This window comes from Microcoleus sp. AR_TQ3_B6 (genome assembly GCF_036702785.1).
In the GTDB taxonomy this organism is placed as follows: Bacteria; Cyanobacteriota; Cyanobacteriia; order Cyanobacteriales; family Microcoleaceae; genus Microcoleus.
Genome location: NZ_JAUBVJ010000043.1, coordinates 174 through 18,549 on the forward strand (window position 1 = coordinate 174; position 18,376 = coordinate 18,549).

Annotated in this window: 12 protein-coding genes and 1 pseudogene; 6 read left to right on the forward strand and 7 right to left on the reverse strand. The window is 46.3% G+C overall.

Going from position 1 to position 18,376, the window contains the following annotated elements:
* The 4 genes and pseudogenes from QUB56_RS20215 to QUB56_RS20230 form a co-directional block, all read left to right on the forward strand.
* Window positions 1-826 (forward strand): annotated as a pseudogene (locus tag QUB56_RS20215) (WD40 repeat domain-containing protein); the annotation flags it as partial.
* A gap of 1 nt (window position 827) precedes the next feature.
* Entirely contained in the window at window positions 828-3,056 is a 2,229-nt protein-coding gene (locus QUB56_RS20220) for a WD40 repeat domain-containing protein (RefSeq protein ID WP_332957585.1), read from the forward strand.
* A complete protein-coding gene (locus QUB56_RS20225; protein WP_332957586.1) occupies window positions 3,053-4,192 on the forward strand; it encodes an ATP-binding protein in 1,140 nt (379 codons plus the stop codon). Before QUB56_RS20220 ends, QUB56_RS20225 begins: the two co-directional genes overlap by 4 nt.
* 475 nt (window positions 4,193-4,667) lie before the next feature.
* Window positions 4,668-5,252, forward strand: coding sequence for an HAD family hydrolase (locus QUB56_RS20230; RefSeq protein WP_332957587.1), 585 nt, complete (start codon window positions 4,668-4,670; stop codon window positions 5,250-5,252).
* Between the two features lie 240 nt (window positions 5,253-5,492).
* On the opposite strand, the gene QUB56_RS20235 is transcribed toward QUB56_RS20230, so the two are convergent.
* From QUB56_RS20235 to ftsH2, 5 genes are all read right to left on the reverse strand, one after another.
* A complete protein-coding gene (locus QUB56_RS20235) occupies window positions 5,493-6,710 on the reverse strand; it encodes an ATP-binding protein (RefSeq protein WP_332957589.1) in 1,218 nt (405 codons plus the stop codon).
* 6 nt (window positions 6,711-6,716) lie between these two features.
* The gene (locus QUB56_RS20240; protein WP_332957590.1) at window positions 6,717-9,263 is read right to left on the reverse strand and encodes a PAS domain S-box protein; all 2,547 of its coding nucleotides are present in this window, start codon (window positions 9,261-9,263) and stop codon (window positions 6,717-6,719) included.
* Between the two features lie 260 nt (window positions 9,264-9,523).
* The gene (locus QUB56_RS20245; protein WP_332957592.1) at window positions 9,524-10,813 is read right to left on the reverse strand and encodes an aminopeptidase P N-terminal domain-containing protein; all 1,290 of its coding nucleotides are present in this window, start codon (window positions 10,811-10,813) and stop codon (window positions 9,524-9,526) included.
* 139 nt (window positions 10,814-10,952) lie between these two features.
* Entirely contained in the window at window positions 10,953-11,363 is a 411-nt protein-coding gene (locus QUB56_RS20250; RefSeq protein ID WP_332957593.1) for a hypothetical protein, read from the reverse strand.
* A gap of 236 nt (window positions 11,364-11,599) precedes the next feature.
* The gene (ftsH2, locus tag QUB56_RS20255) at window positions 11,600-13,486 is read right to left on the reverse strand and encodes an ATP-dependent zinc metalloprotease FtsH2 (RefSeq protein ID WP_332957594.1); all 1,887 of its coding nucleotides are present in this window, start codon (window positions 13,484-13,486) and stop codon (window positions 11,600-11,602) included.
* Between the two features lie 330 nt (window positions 13,487-13,816).
* On the opposite strand from ftsH2, the gene QUB56_RS20260 reads away from it, so the two are divergent.
* Both QUB56_RS20260 and QUB56_RS20265 read left to right on the forward strand, forming a co-directional pair.
* On the forward strand, window positions 13,817-14,899 hold the full coding sequence (locus QUB56_RS20260) for a ParM/StbA family protein (protein WP_172185049.1): 1,083 nt from the start codon (window positions 13,817-13,819) through the stop codon (window positions 14,897-14,899).
* A gap of 20 nt (window positions 14,900-14,919) precedes the next feature.
* The gene (locus QUB56_RS20265; protein ID WP_332957597.1) at window positions 14,920-15,438 is read left to right on the forward strand and encodes a hypothetical protein; all 519 of its coding nucleotides are present in this window, start codon (window positions 14,920-14,922) and stop codon (window positions 15,436-15,438) included.
* Between the two features lie 344 nt (window positions 15,439-15,782).
* On the opposite strand, the gene QUB56_RS20270 is transcribed toward QUB56_RS20265, so the two are convergent.
* Entirely contained in the window at window positions 15,783-16,691 is a 909-nt protein-coding gene (locus QUB56_RS20270; RefSeq protein WP_332957599.1) for a hypothetical protein, read from the reverse strand.
* A 261-nt stretch (window positions 16,692-16,952) separates the two neighbouring features.
* The gene (mgtE, locus tag QUB56_RS20275) at window positions 16,953-18,350 is read right to left on the reverse strand and encodes a magnesium transporter (protein WP_332957601.1); all 1,398 of its coding nucleotides are present in this window, start codon (window positions 18,348-18,350) and stop codon (window positions 16,953-16,955) included.
* Window positions 18,351-18,376: the final 26 nt, after the last annotated feature.

The window sequence follows — 18,376 nt, forward strand, 5'->3', positions numbered from 1 at the left end:
TTCAATTGACAAAACCCTCAAAGTCTGGGATTTAACAACTCGAAAGGAACAGTTTACTCTCAATGGTCACACCAGTTTGGTAAATGCAGTAGCCCTCACTGCTGATGGCAAGCGGGCGATTTCTGGTTCAATTGACAAAACCCTCAAAGTCTGGGATTTAACAACTCGAAAGGAACAGTTTACTCTCAATGGTCACACCAGTTCGGTATATGCAGTAGCCCTCACTGCTGATGGCAAGCGGGCGATTTCTGGCTCAAGTGACACAACCCTCAAAGTTTGGGATTTAACAACTCGAAAGGAACAGTTTACTCTCAATGGTCACACCAGTTCGGTATATGCAGTAGCCCTCACTGATGATGGCAAGCGGGCGATTTCTGGTTCAAGAGACAAAACCCTCAACGGCTGGGATTTAACAACTGGAAAGGAACTGTTTACTCTCAATGGTCACATCAGTTCGGTAAATGCAGTAGCCCTCACTGCTGATGGCAATCGGGCGATTTCTGGTTCAATTGACAACACCCTCAAAGTCTGGGATTTAACAACTCGAAAGGAACAGTTTACTCTCAATGGTCACACCAGTTCGGTAAATGCAGTAGCCGTCACTGCTGATGGGAAGCTGGCAATTTCTGGTTCAGATGACAACACCCTCAAAGTCTGGGATTTGTCGAGTAGAAATGTCATTGCTAGTTTCACGTGTAAAAGTTCGATCGCCTGTTGCGCGATCGCCCCCGATGGAGTCACAATTGTGGCAGGCGACGAATCCGGCCGCGTATATTTCCTGCGACTCGAAGGGATTACTGAGTATTTAGAAAAGGGGATGGCGTGAGATGGAAGAATTTGCTGACAGGTTAGCGGCCAAACCACTTTTCTATCAACGTGCTTATCTGGGCAGCTTACTGCCAAATTATGTTAAGTCAGGGAATTTAGAAAAGTATTATCAAAGACTGACTGATTTTAACTTCCTGATGGCAAAGATTCAGCATCCTGAGTTTGGGGTGCAGGCACTTATTGATGATTTCGATTTGATTAACGATTCAGAAGCAGTAACTCACCCAGAGTACAATCCAGAAACAGCGAAAGCCCTGAACTTGATTCAAGTGGCGCTGTGGATGTCAGCCGATATTTGGGACTTAGATAAAACGCAACTGGCAGGGCAATTGTTAGGGCGCTTGCTGCACTTTAACATTCCGGCAATTCAGGCAATGCCAGAGGTAGCAAAACAGTGGAAAGCAGAACCTTGGTTGCGTCCTTTGATACCCTGTTTAACTCCCCCTGCCAGGGGACTACTACGCACCCTCGAAGGTCACAGCAACTCAGTATATGCAGTTGCCCTCACTACTGATGGCAAGCGGGTGATTTCTGGTTCATCGGACAACACCCTCAAAGTCTGGGATTTAACAACTGGAAAGGAACTGTTTACTCTCAAAGGTCATAGCTATTCAGTAAATGCAGTAGCAGTCACTACTGATGGCAAGCGGGCAATTTCTGGTTCAGAAGACAAAACCCTCAAAGTCTGGGATTTAACCACTGGAAAGGAAGAGTTTACTCTCACTGGTCACAGCGACTGGGTAAATGCAGTAGCCGTCACGGAGGATGGCAAAATGGCAATTTCTGGTTCATTTGACAACACCGTCAAAGTCTGGGATTTAACCAGTGGAAAGGAAGAGTTTACTCTCAGAGGTCACAGCTACTTGGTAAATGCGGTAGCCGTTACTGCGGATGGGAAGCGGGCGATTTCTGGTTCAAGAGATAAAACCCTCAAAGTCTGGGATTTAACAACTCGAAAGGAAGAGTTTACTCTCAGAGGTCACAGCCAGTGGGTAAATGCAGTAGCTGTCACTGCTGATGGCAAGCGGGCAATTTCTGCTTCTTTCGACGACACCCTCAAAGTCTGGGATTTAACAACTGGAAAGGAAGAATTTACTCTCAAAAATCCCAGCGGCTTGGTAAATGCAGTAGCCGTCACTGCTGATGGGAAGCGGGCGATTTCTGGTTCAAGAGACTACACCCTCAAAGTCTGGGATTTAACAACTCGAAAGGAAGAATTTACTCTCACTGGTCACAGAAACTGGATAAATGCAGTAGCCGTCACTGCTGATGGGAAACGGGCGATTTCTGGTTCAAGAGACAACACCCTCAAAGTCTGGGATTTAACAACTCGAAAGGAAGAATTTACTCTCACTGGTCACAGAAACTGGATAAACGCAGTTGCCGTCACTGCTGATGGGAAACGGGCGATTTCTGGTTCAATAGATAAAACCCTCAAAGTCTGGGATTTAACAACTCCAAAGGAAGAGTTTACTCTCACTGGTCACAGCAACTCAGTCAATGCAGTAGCCCTCACTGCTGAGGGGAAACGCGGGATTTCTGGTTCTTTCGACAACACCCTCAAAGTCTGGGATTTAACAACTCGAAAGGAAGAGTTTACTCTCACGGGTCATAGCGGCTCAGTAAATGCAGTTGCGGTCACTGCTGATGGCAAGCGGGCTATTTCTGGTTCTTTCGACAACACCCTCAAAGTCTGGGATTTAACAACTCGAAAGGAAGAGTTTACTCTCCAAGGTCACAGCAACTCAGTAAATGCAGTTGCCGTCACTGCTGATGGGAAACGGATGATTTCTGGTTCGTGGGAAAAAACCCTCAAAGTCTGGGATTTAACAACTCGAAAGGAAGAGTTTACTCTCCAAGGTCACAGAAACTCAGTAAATGCAGTAGGCGTTACTGCTGATGGGAAACGGGCAATTTCTGGTTCGTGGGACAACACCATCAAAGTCTGGGATTTAACAACTCGAAAGGAAGAATTTACTCTCACTGGTCATAGCGACTCAGTAAATGCAGTAGCCGTCACGGAGGATGGCAAGCGGGCAATTTCTGGTTCAACAGACAAAACCCTCAAAGTCTGGGATTTGTCGAGTGGAAATGTCATTGCCAGTTTCACTGGTGAAAGCCAAATTTCTTGTTGCGCGATCGCCCCCGATGGAGTCACAATTGTAGCAGGCGACGAATCCGGCCGCGTATATTTCCTGCGGCTAGAAGGGGTGGAGGCACTAACATGAACTCCTCACCTCTGCCAACTCCCATCTCTACCGCCGCTTACCCACCAGAATTTCAGCAACTCCTGCGAGAAAAAAGCGAGAATTTTGTCGGGCGCAAATTTGTATTTTCTGCCATATCCGACTTTCTGAGCTCCCACAGCCGCGGTTATTTCACAATTGTCGGCACACCCGGCTGCGGCAAAAGTTCCATCCTCGCCCAATATGCCAGGGCCCATCCTCGCAGTATCTATTACAACGCTGCAGTTGAGGGCAAAAATCGAGCTGAAGATTTTCTCGCTTCAGTCTGCACTCAACTGATTGACAAATACCTTGCCGCCAATGGGGAAACATCCGAAATTGTCAAGCTAAGATCTCAAATTCAAAATCTAGAATCCGATGAGGGGAGTTGGTTTCTGTCTTTGTTGCTTCAGCAAATTAGCGATAAATTAGACGTAGCTTGGGAGACGGCACGTCATCGCCAAAAGTTGATAATAGTCATTGATTCTGTAGACGCGATCGCCCGCACGAGTCAGCCTCCCAGTACCAATCTGTTTTATCTGCCGAGATATTTGGGCGATCGTACTTATTTCATCCTCGCCCGCCGCCCGTTTTTGAGAGAAAAATCCGGTTTGTTAATTGAAACGCCCTCTCAAACTCTCGATTTAAGAGATTATCCCGCCCAAAATCGCGAAGATGCCCTTAACTACATTCAGCAATACCTATCAACCGCACCGGATTTAACTCAACCGGAATTCTGCCAACAACTCGCCACAGTCAGCGAAAACAATTTCATGTATCTGAGTCAGATGCTAAGGGCGATCGGCGAGAATTCACACCCCGATGCTAATCTGGGAGAATCCTCACTTTTCCCTGAACTTCCTCCCGGTTTAGCAGCGTATTATCAAAACCACTGGCTGCGGATGAGAGGTGAGGGCTTATCAGAAGTTGACTTATCTGTGCTGAATGTTTTGGTACAATCCACAACAGATTTGTCTGTAAGTGCGATATCCAATATAATTGATGAGGATGAATACGAAATAGAAAAAGTGTTAGACAATTGGATTGAGTTCTTGAATTCCCAGGAAATCCGAGGAGAAATTTGTTATAGCTTGTATCATGCCAGCTTCCGGGAATGGCTGGGAAACAATCTATTTTAGAATCCTAATGAGGACACGGCAGTGTCCCTTGGTGTCAACTTAACGTTACACCGATAGTCCGACAGGGGTTGAAACCCCTGCCTCAAAGCGAAAGTCCTCTAAAAGAGGACTAATGAATGATTTAGTCCTCTTTGAGAGGACTTTCGCTATTAGACAGGGAATTCATTCCCTGGCGGACTGGCGGGTAGGCGGGAGGACTAGCGGACGAAAAGCTTAAGTTGACACGCCTTGGGCAATGCCCTGTCCTGAATAGCGAAAGTCCTCTAAAAGAGGACTAATGAATTATTCAGTCCTCTTTGAGAGGACTTTCGCTATTAGACAGGGAATTCATTCCCTGGCGGACTGGCGGTTAGGCGGGAGGACTAGCGGACGAAAAGCTTAAGTTGACACGCCTTGGGCATTGCCATGTCCTGAATGTGGGTAATATCAATTCCGCTGCCACCGGGTTTTATATTAAATCAAAAACAATACCACAATGAAACGAGCAGTATTTCTCGATCGCGATGGCGTTCTCAATATCGAAGTCGGCTACATCCACAAAGTAGAAGATTTGCATTTAATCCCCGGCATAGCCCAAGCTGTACGCCGTTTAAATGACAAACAAATATTTTGCTGCTTGGTTTCCAATCAATCGGGTCCAGCGAGGGGTTATAACCCGGTTAGCCACATAGAAGCTTTGCACAAACGCCTGTGTCAGTTTTTAGAAAATGAAGCAGGAGCCAAGTTAGATGCTCTTTATTACTGTCCTTATTTAAGCGCAGCCGAAGGCGGAACAAACCCAGAATTTACGCGGTATTCCACTTGGCGAAAACCAAATACCGGGATGTTGGTAGCGGCGGCTTGGGAACACGATTTGGATTTGCGGAATAGTTTTATGGTGGGGGACAAAGCGACTGATGTTGATATGGCTCACAATGCCGGCTGTACTGGAATTTTGGTGCAGACTGGTTACGGAGAAAGCGTGTTGAGCGGGGATTATCAGCACCATACTAAACCGGATTTTATTGCAGCAAATTTAGTGACGGCGGTTGAGTGGATTTTGGAAAACTTTGATGATTAGAAAATCTATTTTTACGGGGCGCACTGCGCACCTTATCCTTTATAAAACTGGTTGAAACCGATCCTGCACAAACTTTCGTCCGCGACTCGACTGAGGTTCGCCGAACGTCCTTCGCGGACTAAGGAATAAAGAGAGAAAATTTCTATAGCGGTTCTCAAAAAAGTGAGGTATGCCCTATGCCCTATGCCCTATGCCCTATGCCTTATAGTACCTCATAAGAGAGCTCGAAAGGCTATAGATTCACTTAATTCTGCAGGAAAGGGCAACGTAAGGAAGCGCGACTGTGAAGGTTGTACCAACGCCGACTTTGCTTTCGCAGGCGATCGCACCTCCTTGCAATTCCACAGCTTTTTTAACAATTGTTAATCCCAAACCGTTACCTTTAATCTTTCCCGTATTCTGGCAGCGGTAGAAGATTTCAAATATTTTCTCTACTTCGGTTTCTGGGATGCCGATCCCTTCGTCTCGGACGCGCATAATTAGTAAGGGAGCGTGAATATTGCCAAATGGGGAATTGGTCAACAAACACTCAGAAGATAAGCAGAAAATAGCTTCTTTGTCTACCTCGCCTGCTTGACGGTATTCCAATTCCAAGGTGACTTGCCCGCCGTTTGGGGAATATTTGATGGCGTTGACGATTAAGTTAGAAAGGATGCCGTGCAGCAATTGTTGATCTAATATGGCGCTGGTAACGTTTGAGGGGACTAATGTTAGTTTGTGCTTGCCTTCATTTCCTAACTGCAATTGATCGAGCAAATCTTGACAAAATTCAACTAAATTTATCGGTAAGGGATTGCATTTGAGTTTGCCTGATTCTGCTCGACCCATGAACAGCATATCGTCGATTAGCTGGTTCATCTTTTGGGTAGCTGAATGCACCAGTCGCAGTGTTCTAACTTGGGATTCATCACTCTTGCGAGTGCGAGCGAGTTCTAGAAGTTCCGCAGAGATTAAAATCGCGTTGAGCGGGTTGCGCAATTCGTGAGCGGCCATTGAAATATAATGGTTTTGGCGGTGCGATTTTTCTTCCAGCGACTCTCTAGCTGCTTCCGCAGCTTTTAGAGCTTCTTGCATCTTGGTTTCGATTTCGTGTCTGTGCAGGGCAATCTCGATCGCCACCCGTAAATCATTTTGTTGAAATGGTTTTATAATGTAACCGAATGGATCTGTAAGTTTCGCTCTTTGCAGGGTTTTATCGTCGGCATAAGCTGTTAAAAATACAGTCGGCACATTCATATTAGTTTTGATTTTTTCGGCCGCTGTTACCCCGTCCATATCACCTTTAAGCACGATGTCCATCAACACTAAATCTGGCTGGTTTTCTCTAGCTTTTTGAATTGCTTCTTCTCCTGAAGAAACTGTAGCTGTTACTGCATATCCCAGTTTTTTTAATCGCCCTGCTATGTCTTGGGCTACAATAACTTCGTCTTCGACAACCAAAATTTTTATAGGGTTCATTTTTCGTTAAATGCGCTGCCGATAATTTAACTCTTTAAATATGAGATTGTAGCAGGTTCCACACTGAATGTCAATGGCGATTCTCGCCTCTAATTGGTAAGCCAACATTCTAACTAATCGCAATCCTAATGTGTCTGCATTTTCTACATCGAAACCAGCCGGAAACCCGCTACCATTATCTTGAATGATTAATTGAAATTCCTGAGAATTTATTTTATGAAATTCAATATTAATTTCCCCTCCTAAACTTTGGGCAAAAGCATATTTTAAAGAATTAGAAACCAGTTCGTTAATAATTAAACCGCAAGGAATTGCTGTTTCTATGTTTAAATAAATTGGGTCAAGGTTGAGATTGAATTGGATGGCTGTGTTGCCGCAACCAAAAGATTGATACAAATTAGCAACCAAGTTTTTGATGTAGGGGGGGAGGTCGATGCGATCGAGATGTTCGGATTGATACAGTTGCTCGTGAATCAGAGCCATTGAATGGATACGGGTCTGGCTTTCTTCAAATAAAGTTAGGGTCGGTTCGTCTTCAATGTATTGAGCTTGAAGTTGCAGCAAGCTGGAAATTACCTGCATATTATTTTTGACTCGGTGGTGAATTTCTTTGAGCAAAACTTCTTTTTCGCGGAGTGCTGCTTGGATGCGGGCCTCGGTACATTTGCGATCGCTGATATCTTCGCCAATACCCGCGATCCGGTAAATTTTGCCCGATTCGTCGTAAATGGGAAAAGCTCGATCGCACAGCCAGCGAATTGTGCCGTCTGGCCGAAAAATCCGATATTCGGTACTGGTGGACTCGCCCTGCAACACTTGCGTCATTGCCTCTTCCAACAGGTGTCTATCTTCTGGATGCACCCACTCGAGCAATTTTAAGGGCTCGGCATACAATTCTTCCCTGCCGCGCCCCCAGATTTGTTCGTAAGCTGGACTCAGATACAATAAATCGGTGAATTCAGCAGAAAGTAGCCAAAAGGAATCTTGGATATTTTCTGCTAGCTGACGGAATCGTTCTTCACTTTCGCGAATGACCTTTTCTGCCTGTTTGCCTTCGCTGATATCTTCTGCAATGCCAACGATGCGGTAAACTTTACCCGCTTGATTTCTAATCGGAAAAGCCCGATCGCGAATCCAGCGAATTTCGCCGTCCGGCCTGACAATTCGATATTCTATCTCGTTTTCCGACTCAATTTGTTTAGTGAAATTAGCAATAACGCGCTCGCGATCTTCTGGATGGAGGGACTCGGCAAAAAAGCGTCCGTAAGTATACAAATCAGCGCAGCTTCTACCCCAAATTTTTTCATAAGCCGGACTGATATAAATAATTTCCTGGGGTTGAACGTTTACCATCCAAAACACGCTTTCAATGTTTTCTGCTAGCTGTCGGAACCTTTCTTCGCTTTCTTTCAGTGCTGCTTCTGTTTTTTTGCGATCGCTAATATCGCGCTGCACGCCAAAATACCCCACGATTCTGCCCGGGGAATCGTAAATGCAAATATAGTCGCCTTCCACCCAAACTGGAACCCCGTCAAACTTGCGATTCTCATTTTCGATATGAATTCTGCCAGCATCAAACAATTGCCTGATTATCTCTCTGCCGCCAGTCAAATTGTGGGACAATAAAGAGTAAAGCGTCCGGCCAATAAACTCTTCCCTAGTACCTCCGTATTGAGCTATCAAAGCATCGTTTGCCTTCGTTACCCGCCCGTTAGCAAATACGTAATCCAAGACTTTTTCTTTGTCAACGGTATTGTTCCAGTGTACCGGTTCGTCCAGCATCATAAAGAAAAAGCCATCTAAAGATTGAGAGAAAAACAATTCTAGCTGTTCCTGGCTTTCCCGCAGAGCTTCTTCGGCGCGCCAGCGATAGATAATTTCTTCCCGCAATTGATTGTTGGCTGCTTTCAAGTCTTCAGTGCGCTTTTGATATTTAATTTTTAGCTGATTTTTGATTTCTTGCAGCCCTATTTCTGCCTGTTTTTTTTCAGTTATCTCTTGAGTAACTACCATGCCCGCAAAAATTTCTTCCCGGTCGTTTTTGACGGGAGCAATTGTTATTGAATAAATGCGATCGCGGTATTTATATTCAAAAGAATTCTCTTTTCCTGCCAAAGCCGCGCGATATTTAGCCTCAAAAAGTGACCAATCTTCAGGTGGCGATACTTCCCACAGTGTTTTGCCTTCCAACAGTTCTTTGGACAAACCAACTGCTGCCAAACCTTGACCGTCAACCAGAGTATAGCGCAAATCGCGATCGAACAAAAACACCGACCCATTCGGATAATGTTTGATGAGAGTTCGGTACATTTCCTGGCTTTTTTCCAGAGATGCGATTAACCGAATGCGATCGTCGTCAGTGATATCAAATTCAGTTGCCGAACCCGAAAAGCCAGCATTCTCGACTGCTTTGAGTTGTGCTTCTAATTTCTGGCACAATTCTCTCTGCTGCTGCAAATCCTCTTCCAGTTGCCGAATTTTTGCGGTTTGCTCTGCTACTAATGCTTCGCAGGTTTCGAGAGGTCGATCGATCTTGGCAGGATCAATACACATAATGGCTCTAGGTTTGGCAGTTGCGGACTTGAGCTTTGTCAAGTTAATACTAACAAAGCTCAAGCCTTTACTGCCAACTTAAGCAGTCAATCTTTCTTGACAAGCGAATTTCAAAGGTGGTACCCGCCACGTGATTTATCCGTGGAATCAATCGAAAATCGATTTTCGAAAATCCTCAAGAAAGAGCATTTATCCGTGGGGTCAATCTCAAATCTAAAATCTCAAATCTAAAATCGATTGACTTCCAAAGCCTTCTACCTTTATTTAGGAACTCCCGCCGTCAACACTTCATGGCCATCAAGTGTCACCAAAACATCATCTTCAATTCTCACGCCAATACCGCGCCATTTTTCAGGAACCTCCGGCTGTCCTTCAACGGGTTTAATATAAGGAGAAATATAAATCCCCGGTTCCACCGTCAGCACTTGTCCTGGCTGCAAAACTTGCGGATTTTCGCCGTACTGATAAACGCCGACATCGTGTACGTCCAATCCCAGCCAATGACCAGTGCGGTGCATATAAAATGGCTTGTATTTCTCTTCTTTAATTATCTCTTCAATGTCCCCCACCAAAAGTTTTAAATCCATTAAACCTTCCACCAAAACGCGAACTGCTGTTTCGTGAATTTTGCTGTAAGGATTTCCCGGATATACTTGACTAATTGCCTGCAATTGTGCTTGCAAAACTAAGTCATAAATTATCTGTTGTTCAGTGGTAAATTTGCCGCTAACAGGAAAGGTGCGAGTAATATCAGCGTTGTAGTAGTCGCAAGCACAACCGGCATCTATTAGCAACAAATCGTTTTCCTGTATTTGGCGGTTGTTTTCGATGTAGTGGAGGACGCAGGAATTGTAACCGGATGCAACAATTGAAGGGTAAGCGGGAGTGCAGCCATTTAAGCCAAAAGTATGTTCTATTTCAGCTTGAATTTCATATTCGTACCTGCCCGGTTTGGCGAATTCTTGGGCGCGGTTGTGCGCTGCAACTGAGATATTAGCGGCTTTTCGCATTAATGCTAATTCAGTTTCGCTTTTCACCAGCCGCATCGGGTGTAAAATGATGTTGGAATCTTCGACTGCTGTCGGACCTGTGCCGCGTTTGGGGTAGGTGGCCATCAAGCGCTGCCAGTGATTGAGGACTGTTTGGTCGAAATTACGATCGCGCCCGAAGTGATAGTATATGCGATCGGCCTTTTCTAAATATTTCGGCAATTTTTCCGCAAGTTCGGCGATGGGGAAAGCTTCATCCGCGCCGTACAATTCCTTAGCGCCTTCTACTCCGGCGCGATAACCGTGCCAAGTTTCTTTTTCCAAGTCTTTTGGCTGGACAAACAAGACAAATTTGTGTTCTTCGTGGTGCGGCGCGAGCACTGCTACCGCCTCCGCTTCATTGAAACCGGTTAAGTAGAAAAAATCGCTATCTTGTCGGTATGCGTATTCTACATCGTTGTGCATGACGGCTGCGGGCGCGCTGCGAAATATCGCCGCCCCGCTGCCAATTTTTGCCATTAACTGTTCGCGTCTTTGCCGGTATTCGCTGGGGTTGGTCATCCGATTTTAGATTTTAGATTTTAGATTTTAGATTGAGTGTAATATTAACACCTTGTGATTGAAACCGCTTATTTTCAGACAAAACCCGCAAGGGGCAAGATTTGAAGATATAGGTGTTCGGTTTTTTTTCTTGGTCTACTTATTTATTGTATTGTTCTGCGATCGCCAATTGACAAGTATAGTCAAGCAGCCGAGACAAAGATGAGTTGCGATCGACTAAAGTCCATCTCGGATCGAAATTCGACCAATTTTCGCCGTCTTGGCTAACTCTGACAGTTCTAAACTGTCGTTGCTTGCAGTCAACTTCCATTTGCGCCAACAATTTCTCGTTACTAAACTGTTGAGTTCCTAAAATAGTTCTGACTGGATAAGAGGGAGCACCGGGAATATCGGATTTGCTTAATTCAACGCTGTTGGAGTCAATGCAAATATCTACAAAACATCTTAATTTTTCGGCGCGGGCGCTCAAAGTATTGACACCAACAAAAATAAAAGTTGCTATAAAAAAAAAAGACGAATTCTTAGTATGTATGGCAAATGTAGTATTCATCTGCGTTAATTGGCGTTTAGGGGCGGTTTAATATTATAGCAACCGCCAAGACGGTTAGGACATTCTTAATCGCTGAAAGCCTTACTATTACTGGTTCTTCCTTCTTCCTTCTTCCTTCTTCCTTCTTCCTTCTGCTATATTGACAGTTTAAGATAAAAGTAGGGACGTAGAAATAGTGCTGCGTCCCTACTTTTTAAAGACACGGCATTGCCGCGTCCCTAATCTTTAAACAAGTCTTAAAGCTGAGGAACGTATTGTTCTTTTTCAGGAACAAAAGTGTATTCCGCGACAATTAGCCGGAACTCTTCACCGTCGATGGTTTCTTTTTCGATCAACAAATCGACTAAGCGATCGACTACGGCGCGATTTTCGCGAATAATTCGGCGGGCTTCCTCGTAACAGCTATCGACAATTACCCGGACTTGTGAGTCAATCCGAGAGGCAATTTCTTCGGAATATTCCGATCGCGCCGTGAAGTCGCGGCCGAGGAAAATTTCGCTTTGCTGAGCTTCCAGGGCGATCGGGCCCAAAGTAGACATCCCGTAGCGAGTCACCATTTGGCGCGCCATGCCGCTTACTTGCTGCAAGTCATTGCCGGCACCGGTGGTTACTTCGGCATCGCCGAAAACTACTTCTTCGGCTGCGCGACCACCCAAAGCACCGCTAATGCGGGCTAAAATTTGGGATCTTGAAATCAAACCTTGGTCTTCGCTGGGCATGAACCAAGTCAAGCCGCGGGCCTGTCCGCGAGGTACTAAGGTAACTTTTTGAACGGGATCGTGGGCTTGAATGATTGTACCGACGATCGCGTGGCCGATTTCGTGGTAAGCAATCAAGCGCTTGCTCTTGCTGTCCACCAAGGGAGTGCCTTCCATACCTGCTACCACGCGATCGACTGCATCGTCAATTTCGAGCATCGTAATCGCTTCTTTGCGGCGGCGGGCGGTTAAAATAGCAGCTTCGTTGAGCAAGTTAGCCAAATCAGCGCCCGTAAAACCAGGAGTCCGGCGGGCGATGGCGTCCAAAGAAATCTCTGCAGACAGCTTCTTGTTGCGCGCGTGAACTTCCAAAATTTCCAAGCGGCCTTTGATATCCGGCGTATCTACGCTAACTTGGCGGTCAAAACGTCCCGGACGCAGCAACGCTGAGTCGAGCACGTCGGGGCGGTTCGTAGCAGCAATGATGATAATGCCAGTATTGCCCTCAAAACCGTCCATTTCCGTCAGCAACTGGTTCAGGGTTTGTTCCCGTTCGTCGTTACCGCCGCCGATACCGGCACCGCGCTGGCGGCCCACGGCATCAATTTCATCGATAAAGATGATGCAAGGAGCATTTTCTTTAGCTTTCTTGAACAAGTCCCGAACGCGGGAAGCGCCGACACCGACGAACATTTCGACAAATTCCGAACCCGAGATGCTGAAGAAAGGCACACCCGCTTCACCTGCGATCGCTTTTGCCAGCAGGGTTTTACCAGTTCCGGGAGGGCCCACTAGCAGCACCCCTTTGGGAATCTTCGCCCCGACAGCGGTAAAGCGTTCGGGTTTTTTGAGGAATGTCACCACTTCTTGAAGTTCTTCTTTGGCTTCCTCAACGCCTGCTACGTCGTCGAACAGTACGCCTGTTTTAGCTTCCATTTGAAAGCGAGCTTTGGACTTGCCAAAATTCATAGCTTGGCCCGGACCGCCGGGAACGTTGCCACCGCGGCGGAAGAGGAAAAACAGCCCTCCTACTAACAACAGGGGAAATACTAGATTGCCTAAAAGTCCCCAGACAGCGCCGTCGTTGCGCAGGGGGTGAGTGTCGAAGCTGATTTTGGAGTCTCTGAGCCTAGAAACCAGTTCCGGGGCATTTGAGGGCAAGTCCACCCGCCACCGCTGCTCGTGATTGTCCAGTTCGGGATCGACTGCTAGGACAATAGCCGTCCGACCTCCGTCGTAAAGGTCAACGCTGGTGACTCGACCGGCGTTTAAGTAATCTAAGAATCGACCGTAGCTCAGGCGGGTGCTGGCGGTGTTCTTGGTCATTTCTGCAGGGGATGGGGCAAAGGCTCCCTGCCACAAGAAAAACCCGATGACTAAGGCCGGTAAAGTCCAAAGTAGTATAGTTCGCCAAGAAATTTTCATAAATGCGGATGCCTTGAATGGGGGACCGATCGGGTAAGATCGCGGTGTCGGAGGAGTGCGACAAAAGTTTACACTCAGAATCTTAACTAAATTTAACTTAACAATGCACTCTCAGGCAACAGAGCTTCGAGCACGATCGCTCCAGAAAAAGTTAGGTTAGTTACGGTAAGGGCGATCGTCCCGAATATAATGTTTGGTGCTGATTTCGATACCGATCTAGGTAGAGTTAGAAGAATCGCCGCAAAACCCACTGTCTTTCTGCCTTTAAGCGTGGCAGTGTCAAGGGATAAGGCATGATAATGGTGAGGCTCAGTGAGGTAACACATTTCAATGACAACTAGACAGCTTGTTCCTAATTCGGCTATGCTGACGCAGCAGACTAAGATCGCTTCTCACAAATCGATTATTAGTGCTGATTTGGGTCGGACGGCAACTAAAGCCTGCGTGAGTCGCAACCCGAGCAGCGTGGTTTTCATCCCTGCCAACGTGGCTGCTATGCCCGTTGAAAAGGTTCGTGGCGGCAGCTTTGAGTCGAAAGCAACAGACCCTCTGTTGGATATGTGGCTGGAGTACCAGGGCAAGGGCTACGCGATCGGTCAACTGGCGGCAGATTTTGGCGCTAATCTCGGCGGTGCCGACCAGTCGAAAGTAGTAGATGCTTTGGTTAAGGTTTTTTCCTGTGCTGGATATTTCCAGATGAAGGGCGAAATAGCAGTTGTGCTGGGTTTGCCGTTTTATTCGCAGGATCAGTTTGAGAAGGAAAAGGAAGAGATTATCAGCCAACTGCGCTCTCCCCACGTTGTGGTGTACCGGGGCGAGCGTGTGGATATTAACATCAGTCACGTTTGGGTGATGCCCGAAGGGTTCGGCAGCCTGATTTGGTGCGAGGCTCAAGACAACAAGGAGTTTACGCCGGAGTTGCCCGAACTGTCAGTGGCTGTTGTCGATATCGGACACCAAACTACCGATTTGTTAATGGTCGATCGTTTCCGGTTCGCCCGGGCGGCTTCTAAGAGCGATTCCTTCGCAATGAACAAGTTCTACGAACAAGTTGCCTCAAAGATTCCGGGGGCAGACCCTCAATCTCTGTCTTTACTGGAAGCGGTAAATAAACCAGAAGGCCAACGTTTCTACCGTCCCAGAGGAGCGACTAAGCCGACTAATTTAGATCCGATTATTAAGGATTTGCGGGAGGCTTTCGCTAACGAACTGTCCGAACGTTTGGTGCAGTGGCTGCCGGAACGGGTGACGGATGTGGTTCTGACTGGCGGTGGCGGCGAGTTTTTCTGGGAAGTGCTGCAACCTTTGCTTAAAGACGCCAATCTTAAGGCTCACTTGGCTCAGCCTTCTCGGAAAGCTAATGCTTTGGGACAGTTTATTTATGCTGAGGCTCAGCTAGCCACGATAAAGTAACGCATTAAGGCTTGAACCCTATGGCACTGTGGGCAAAAAATAAAGCGAATTTCTCGGTAGCGTTTACAGAAGATGCTGCGGATCAAACTTTGCTGGCCGCTATTGAAAAAGAGTTGGCTTTCACGAAGTATCAGACTTTCAGCAATCTCTGCAAGCAAGCTTTGTGGCAGTTTTTGTCTGTATCTGAGTCTGCTAGCTCTACACAGAGCTTTCAACGGTTGGAACAGCGTATTGCTGAACTTGTGGTCAAATTTGCTGAGTTTGAACACAATGTTTCTGCAGAGGAATTAAGCCGTTTGGAAGCACTGGAACATCACCTGAGTCAACTCAGCGCGCAGTTGGATCAGTTGCAGGGGAGTGTTAACAGTAAGTTTGCTCAAGTTTCTTTTGCCCAAGTTTCAAAAGTAGTAGAGCCTGGCCCGATTGAATCTGAGTCTGTGGCGGATGATAATTTAGTGTCTGATGCTGAGGTTGCTCCTCGTCGGGATTCTGATCCTTTGTTGGAGCGTTTAAGTTCTTTGTTACCCCAAGATTTCTAAAATGAGGTAGACCCAGGCTAAAAAGCCTTGAGATGTGATGTTAGTGGCCTGCTGTTGGCAGCCGGTACTGAATAAAGAAACAAAGCGATCGCTCTTTTGAAAAAAAGGGCGATCGCTTTGTTATATCAATTCATCTGCGTTAATCTGTGTTTATCTGCCTGTATCTGCGGTTAAAAAAAGATAACTTATTAACCGCAGATGACAATGGATTGACGCTGATTCACGCCGATGAAAAGAAGAGAGATAAGAATAATTCCGATGCTAACAGATTTGATATTATTTGTCAGTTGTCGTTGACAGTTGACGCTGGTATATTTTCTGTGGTGACAAATTATTAATTACCATTATTCCATCAATCCTAATTTTTGTAAGCGCGAACGAATGGCACCAGGCTGTCGCTGAAATCTCTGAGCTAATTCCCCAATTTGTTGACAGCTAGCATATTCTTTCTTCAAATTTTCGTCTTCATCCTGACTCCACTTGACATAAGCTCTGGGATATTTCTGGCGAATTTTCTCATTCTGGGTTTTAGGTCGATCGGCATTCAAGCTAGAACCAAACTGTGGGTTAATTTGCCCGCCGCGACTAGCTACCGCCTCCTGCACGCGGTTGGGAATTACAGCAATTTCTTCAGATAGCTGAGCCAAAGCATTGTCTACTTTTTGCTGAAGTTCTGTTAGCTGCCGCTGCTGCAAACTGCCCCACTGCGGCAGTTCGTTGATAAACTCCTGCAAGTCCAGAATTATTGTTGTCAAAGTTTCGACTTGTTGCAACTCCGGCCGCTGTTTAAATTGGCGGCTGGTGAGTTCGATCTCGCTTTGAATCATTTTAATAGTTTTTTCTAAAATTATTAGTCGCTGGCGCAGGTTCTCAATTGCTGAAATTAGAGAGTGTACGTTTTCTCCCGGCCCAACATTGAGATTTTCGCGAGATGTTTGAGCAAGAGCTTCGTCTAAAGCATTAACAGCAAGTTGCAATTGCTCGATCGCGCGATCGGTAGTAACTGCTTGTTGATTTACCCGATCGAAAGTTGCCGCCGTACTTGCTTTTACTTGCCTGTGCAACTTCTGCCGGTTCACAAAATTCAACACCAACGAAATCACTACAGGCACTTGAGCATAAACGCTCTGCCCCCAAACCAAACTAGCAGCCAATCCCACAGCAGAGGCTGCCAGACAAACCACTTCAGCAGTTTCTAACAAATTGCTCGACTTGGGATTTTGGATTTTGGTTGGTAAATTGGATGATGACATAGGCTACTACCATTTTAGATTTTAGATTTTAGATTTTAGATTTTAGATTTTAGATTTTAGATGGGGAATGACTGATGAAGCTCGTAGTTTGGATCGCGGACTTATAGTTGCATTCTTTTTTTTAACTGGTGCAAGTATGCGGGTAAAAATAAAGTACGCGCTCTTGGCAGCTATCCCGTAAGGAATCGCACGCAGACCCAGAAGTGAGCGGTGGTGAAAAACAGATTAAGTTTTTTATTGACCGCCATCTAATTAAATATATTAAATCTGCAAAATTAGTCGAGCTAAAGTGAAATAAATCAAGACGCCGAGGACATCAACTGCGGTGGTAATAAAAGGAGCAGACATTAAAGCGGGGTCTAAACCCAAAGAACGAAATAGAAACGGCAGAGCTGAACCGGCAAGAGAAGCTAAAATTGCGATCGCAAACAAACTCACCCCCACCGCGCTCGCCACTGCTAAACTCCCTTGCAGAGTGTAAGCCCAGCCCGTCGCTACAGTCCCCAATATAGCTCCTAGCAGCGCTCCCGCCATCCCCTCGCGCACAATTACTTGAAACGGCCCCATTGCTGTAATTTCCTCAGTATTCAAACCGCGAATTACAACCGTTGAGGACTGAGCTCCGACATTGCCTCCAGTGCCAGTCAGCAACGGAATAAAGGCTGCTAGGGCGACTACTTGGTGCAAAATATCTTCTTGAGCTCGAATAATTGCGCCGGTAACAGTATTCGTTAAAAGTAGAACAAACAGCCACACGACCCTTTTGCGGGCAACGGTAATTAAATCGGTCTGAAAATAATTGTCGCCGCCGGACTGGACGCCGCCCAAGGTATAAATATCTTTGGCGGCTTCTTGTTCTAAAATGTCGATCGCGTCGTCAACTGTAATGATCCCGACCAGACGCTGTTCGCGGTCTACAACGGGCACAGCTAAAAAATCGTAACGCTGGATCAGCCTAGCTACTTCTTCTTGATCCGTGCCAGTTTGAACAGAAACTACATCGCGGGTCATAATCTCGCCGACAGTTTTGTCCAGGGGCGAAGTTACTAAATCCCGCAGGGATAAAATGCCAGTCAAGCTGCGTCCGGCGTCGGTGACGTAAAGAGAATAAATTGTTTCGGTAGTTTTAGCCAAAGAGCGAATTCGGTCTAAAGCTTGGGCGACGGTAAAGCTTTCTTTCAGAGAAATATATTCCGGGGTCATGATCCGGCCGGCCGTACTGGCTTCGTAACCCAAAAGTTGAGCCGTAGCTTCGCGTTCGGTTGGGCTCAATTGAGCTAAGAGGCGGCGGACTAATATTGCCGGCAGTTCGTCAAAGAGTTTAGCGCGATCGTCCGGGGACATTTTGTCTACAATATCGAGGACTTCTTGGCGTTTGAATTTTTCGCAGAGGGACTGCTGAACGCTGGAGTCGAGATATTCGTAAACTGCGATAGCTTCGTCTTTGGAAAGCAAGCGGAAAGCTATTACTTGCATGGTTTCTGGCAGGCCTTCGATAGCTTCAGCTATGTCGGCTTCCTGCACCGGGTGCAAAATCGCTTTTGCTCCTTTAAAATCTCCTTCTTCCAACAGGGCTCTTAACTGCGATCGAACTAATTCCCGCAGTTCCTTTCGCGCGTAGGTGGGTAAAGAAGACGATTGATAACTTTTTTCTGCCACTGATGACCCTCCTAAACCTGTGCTGC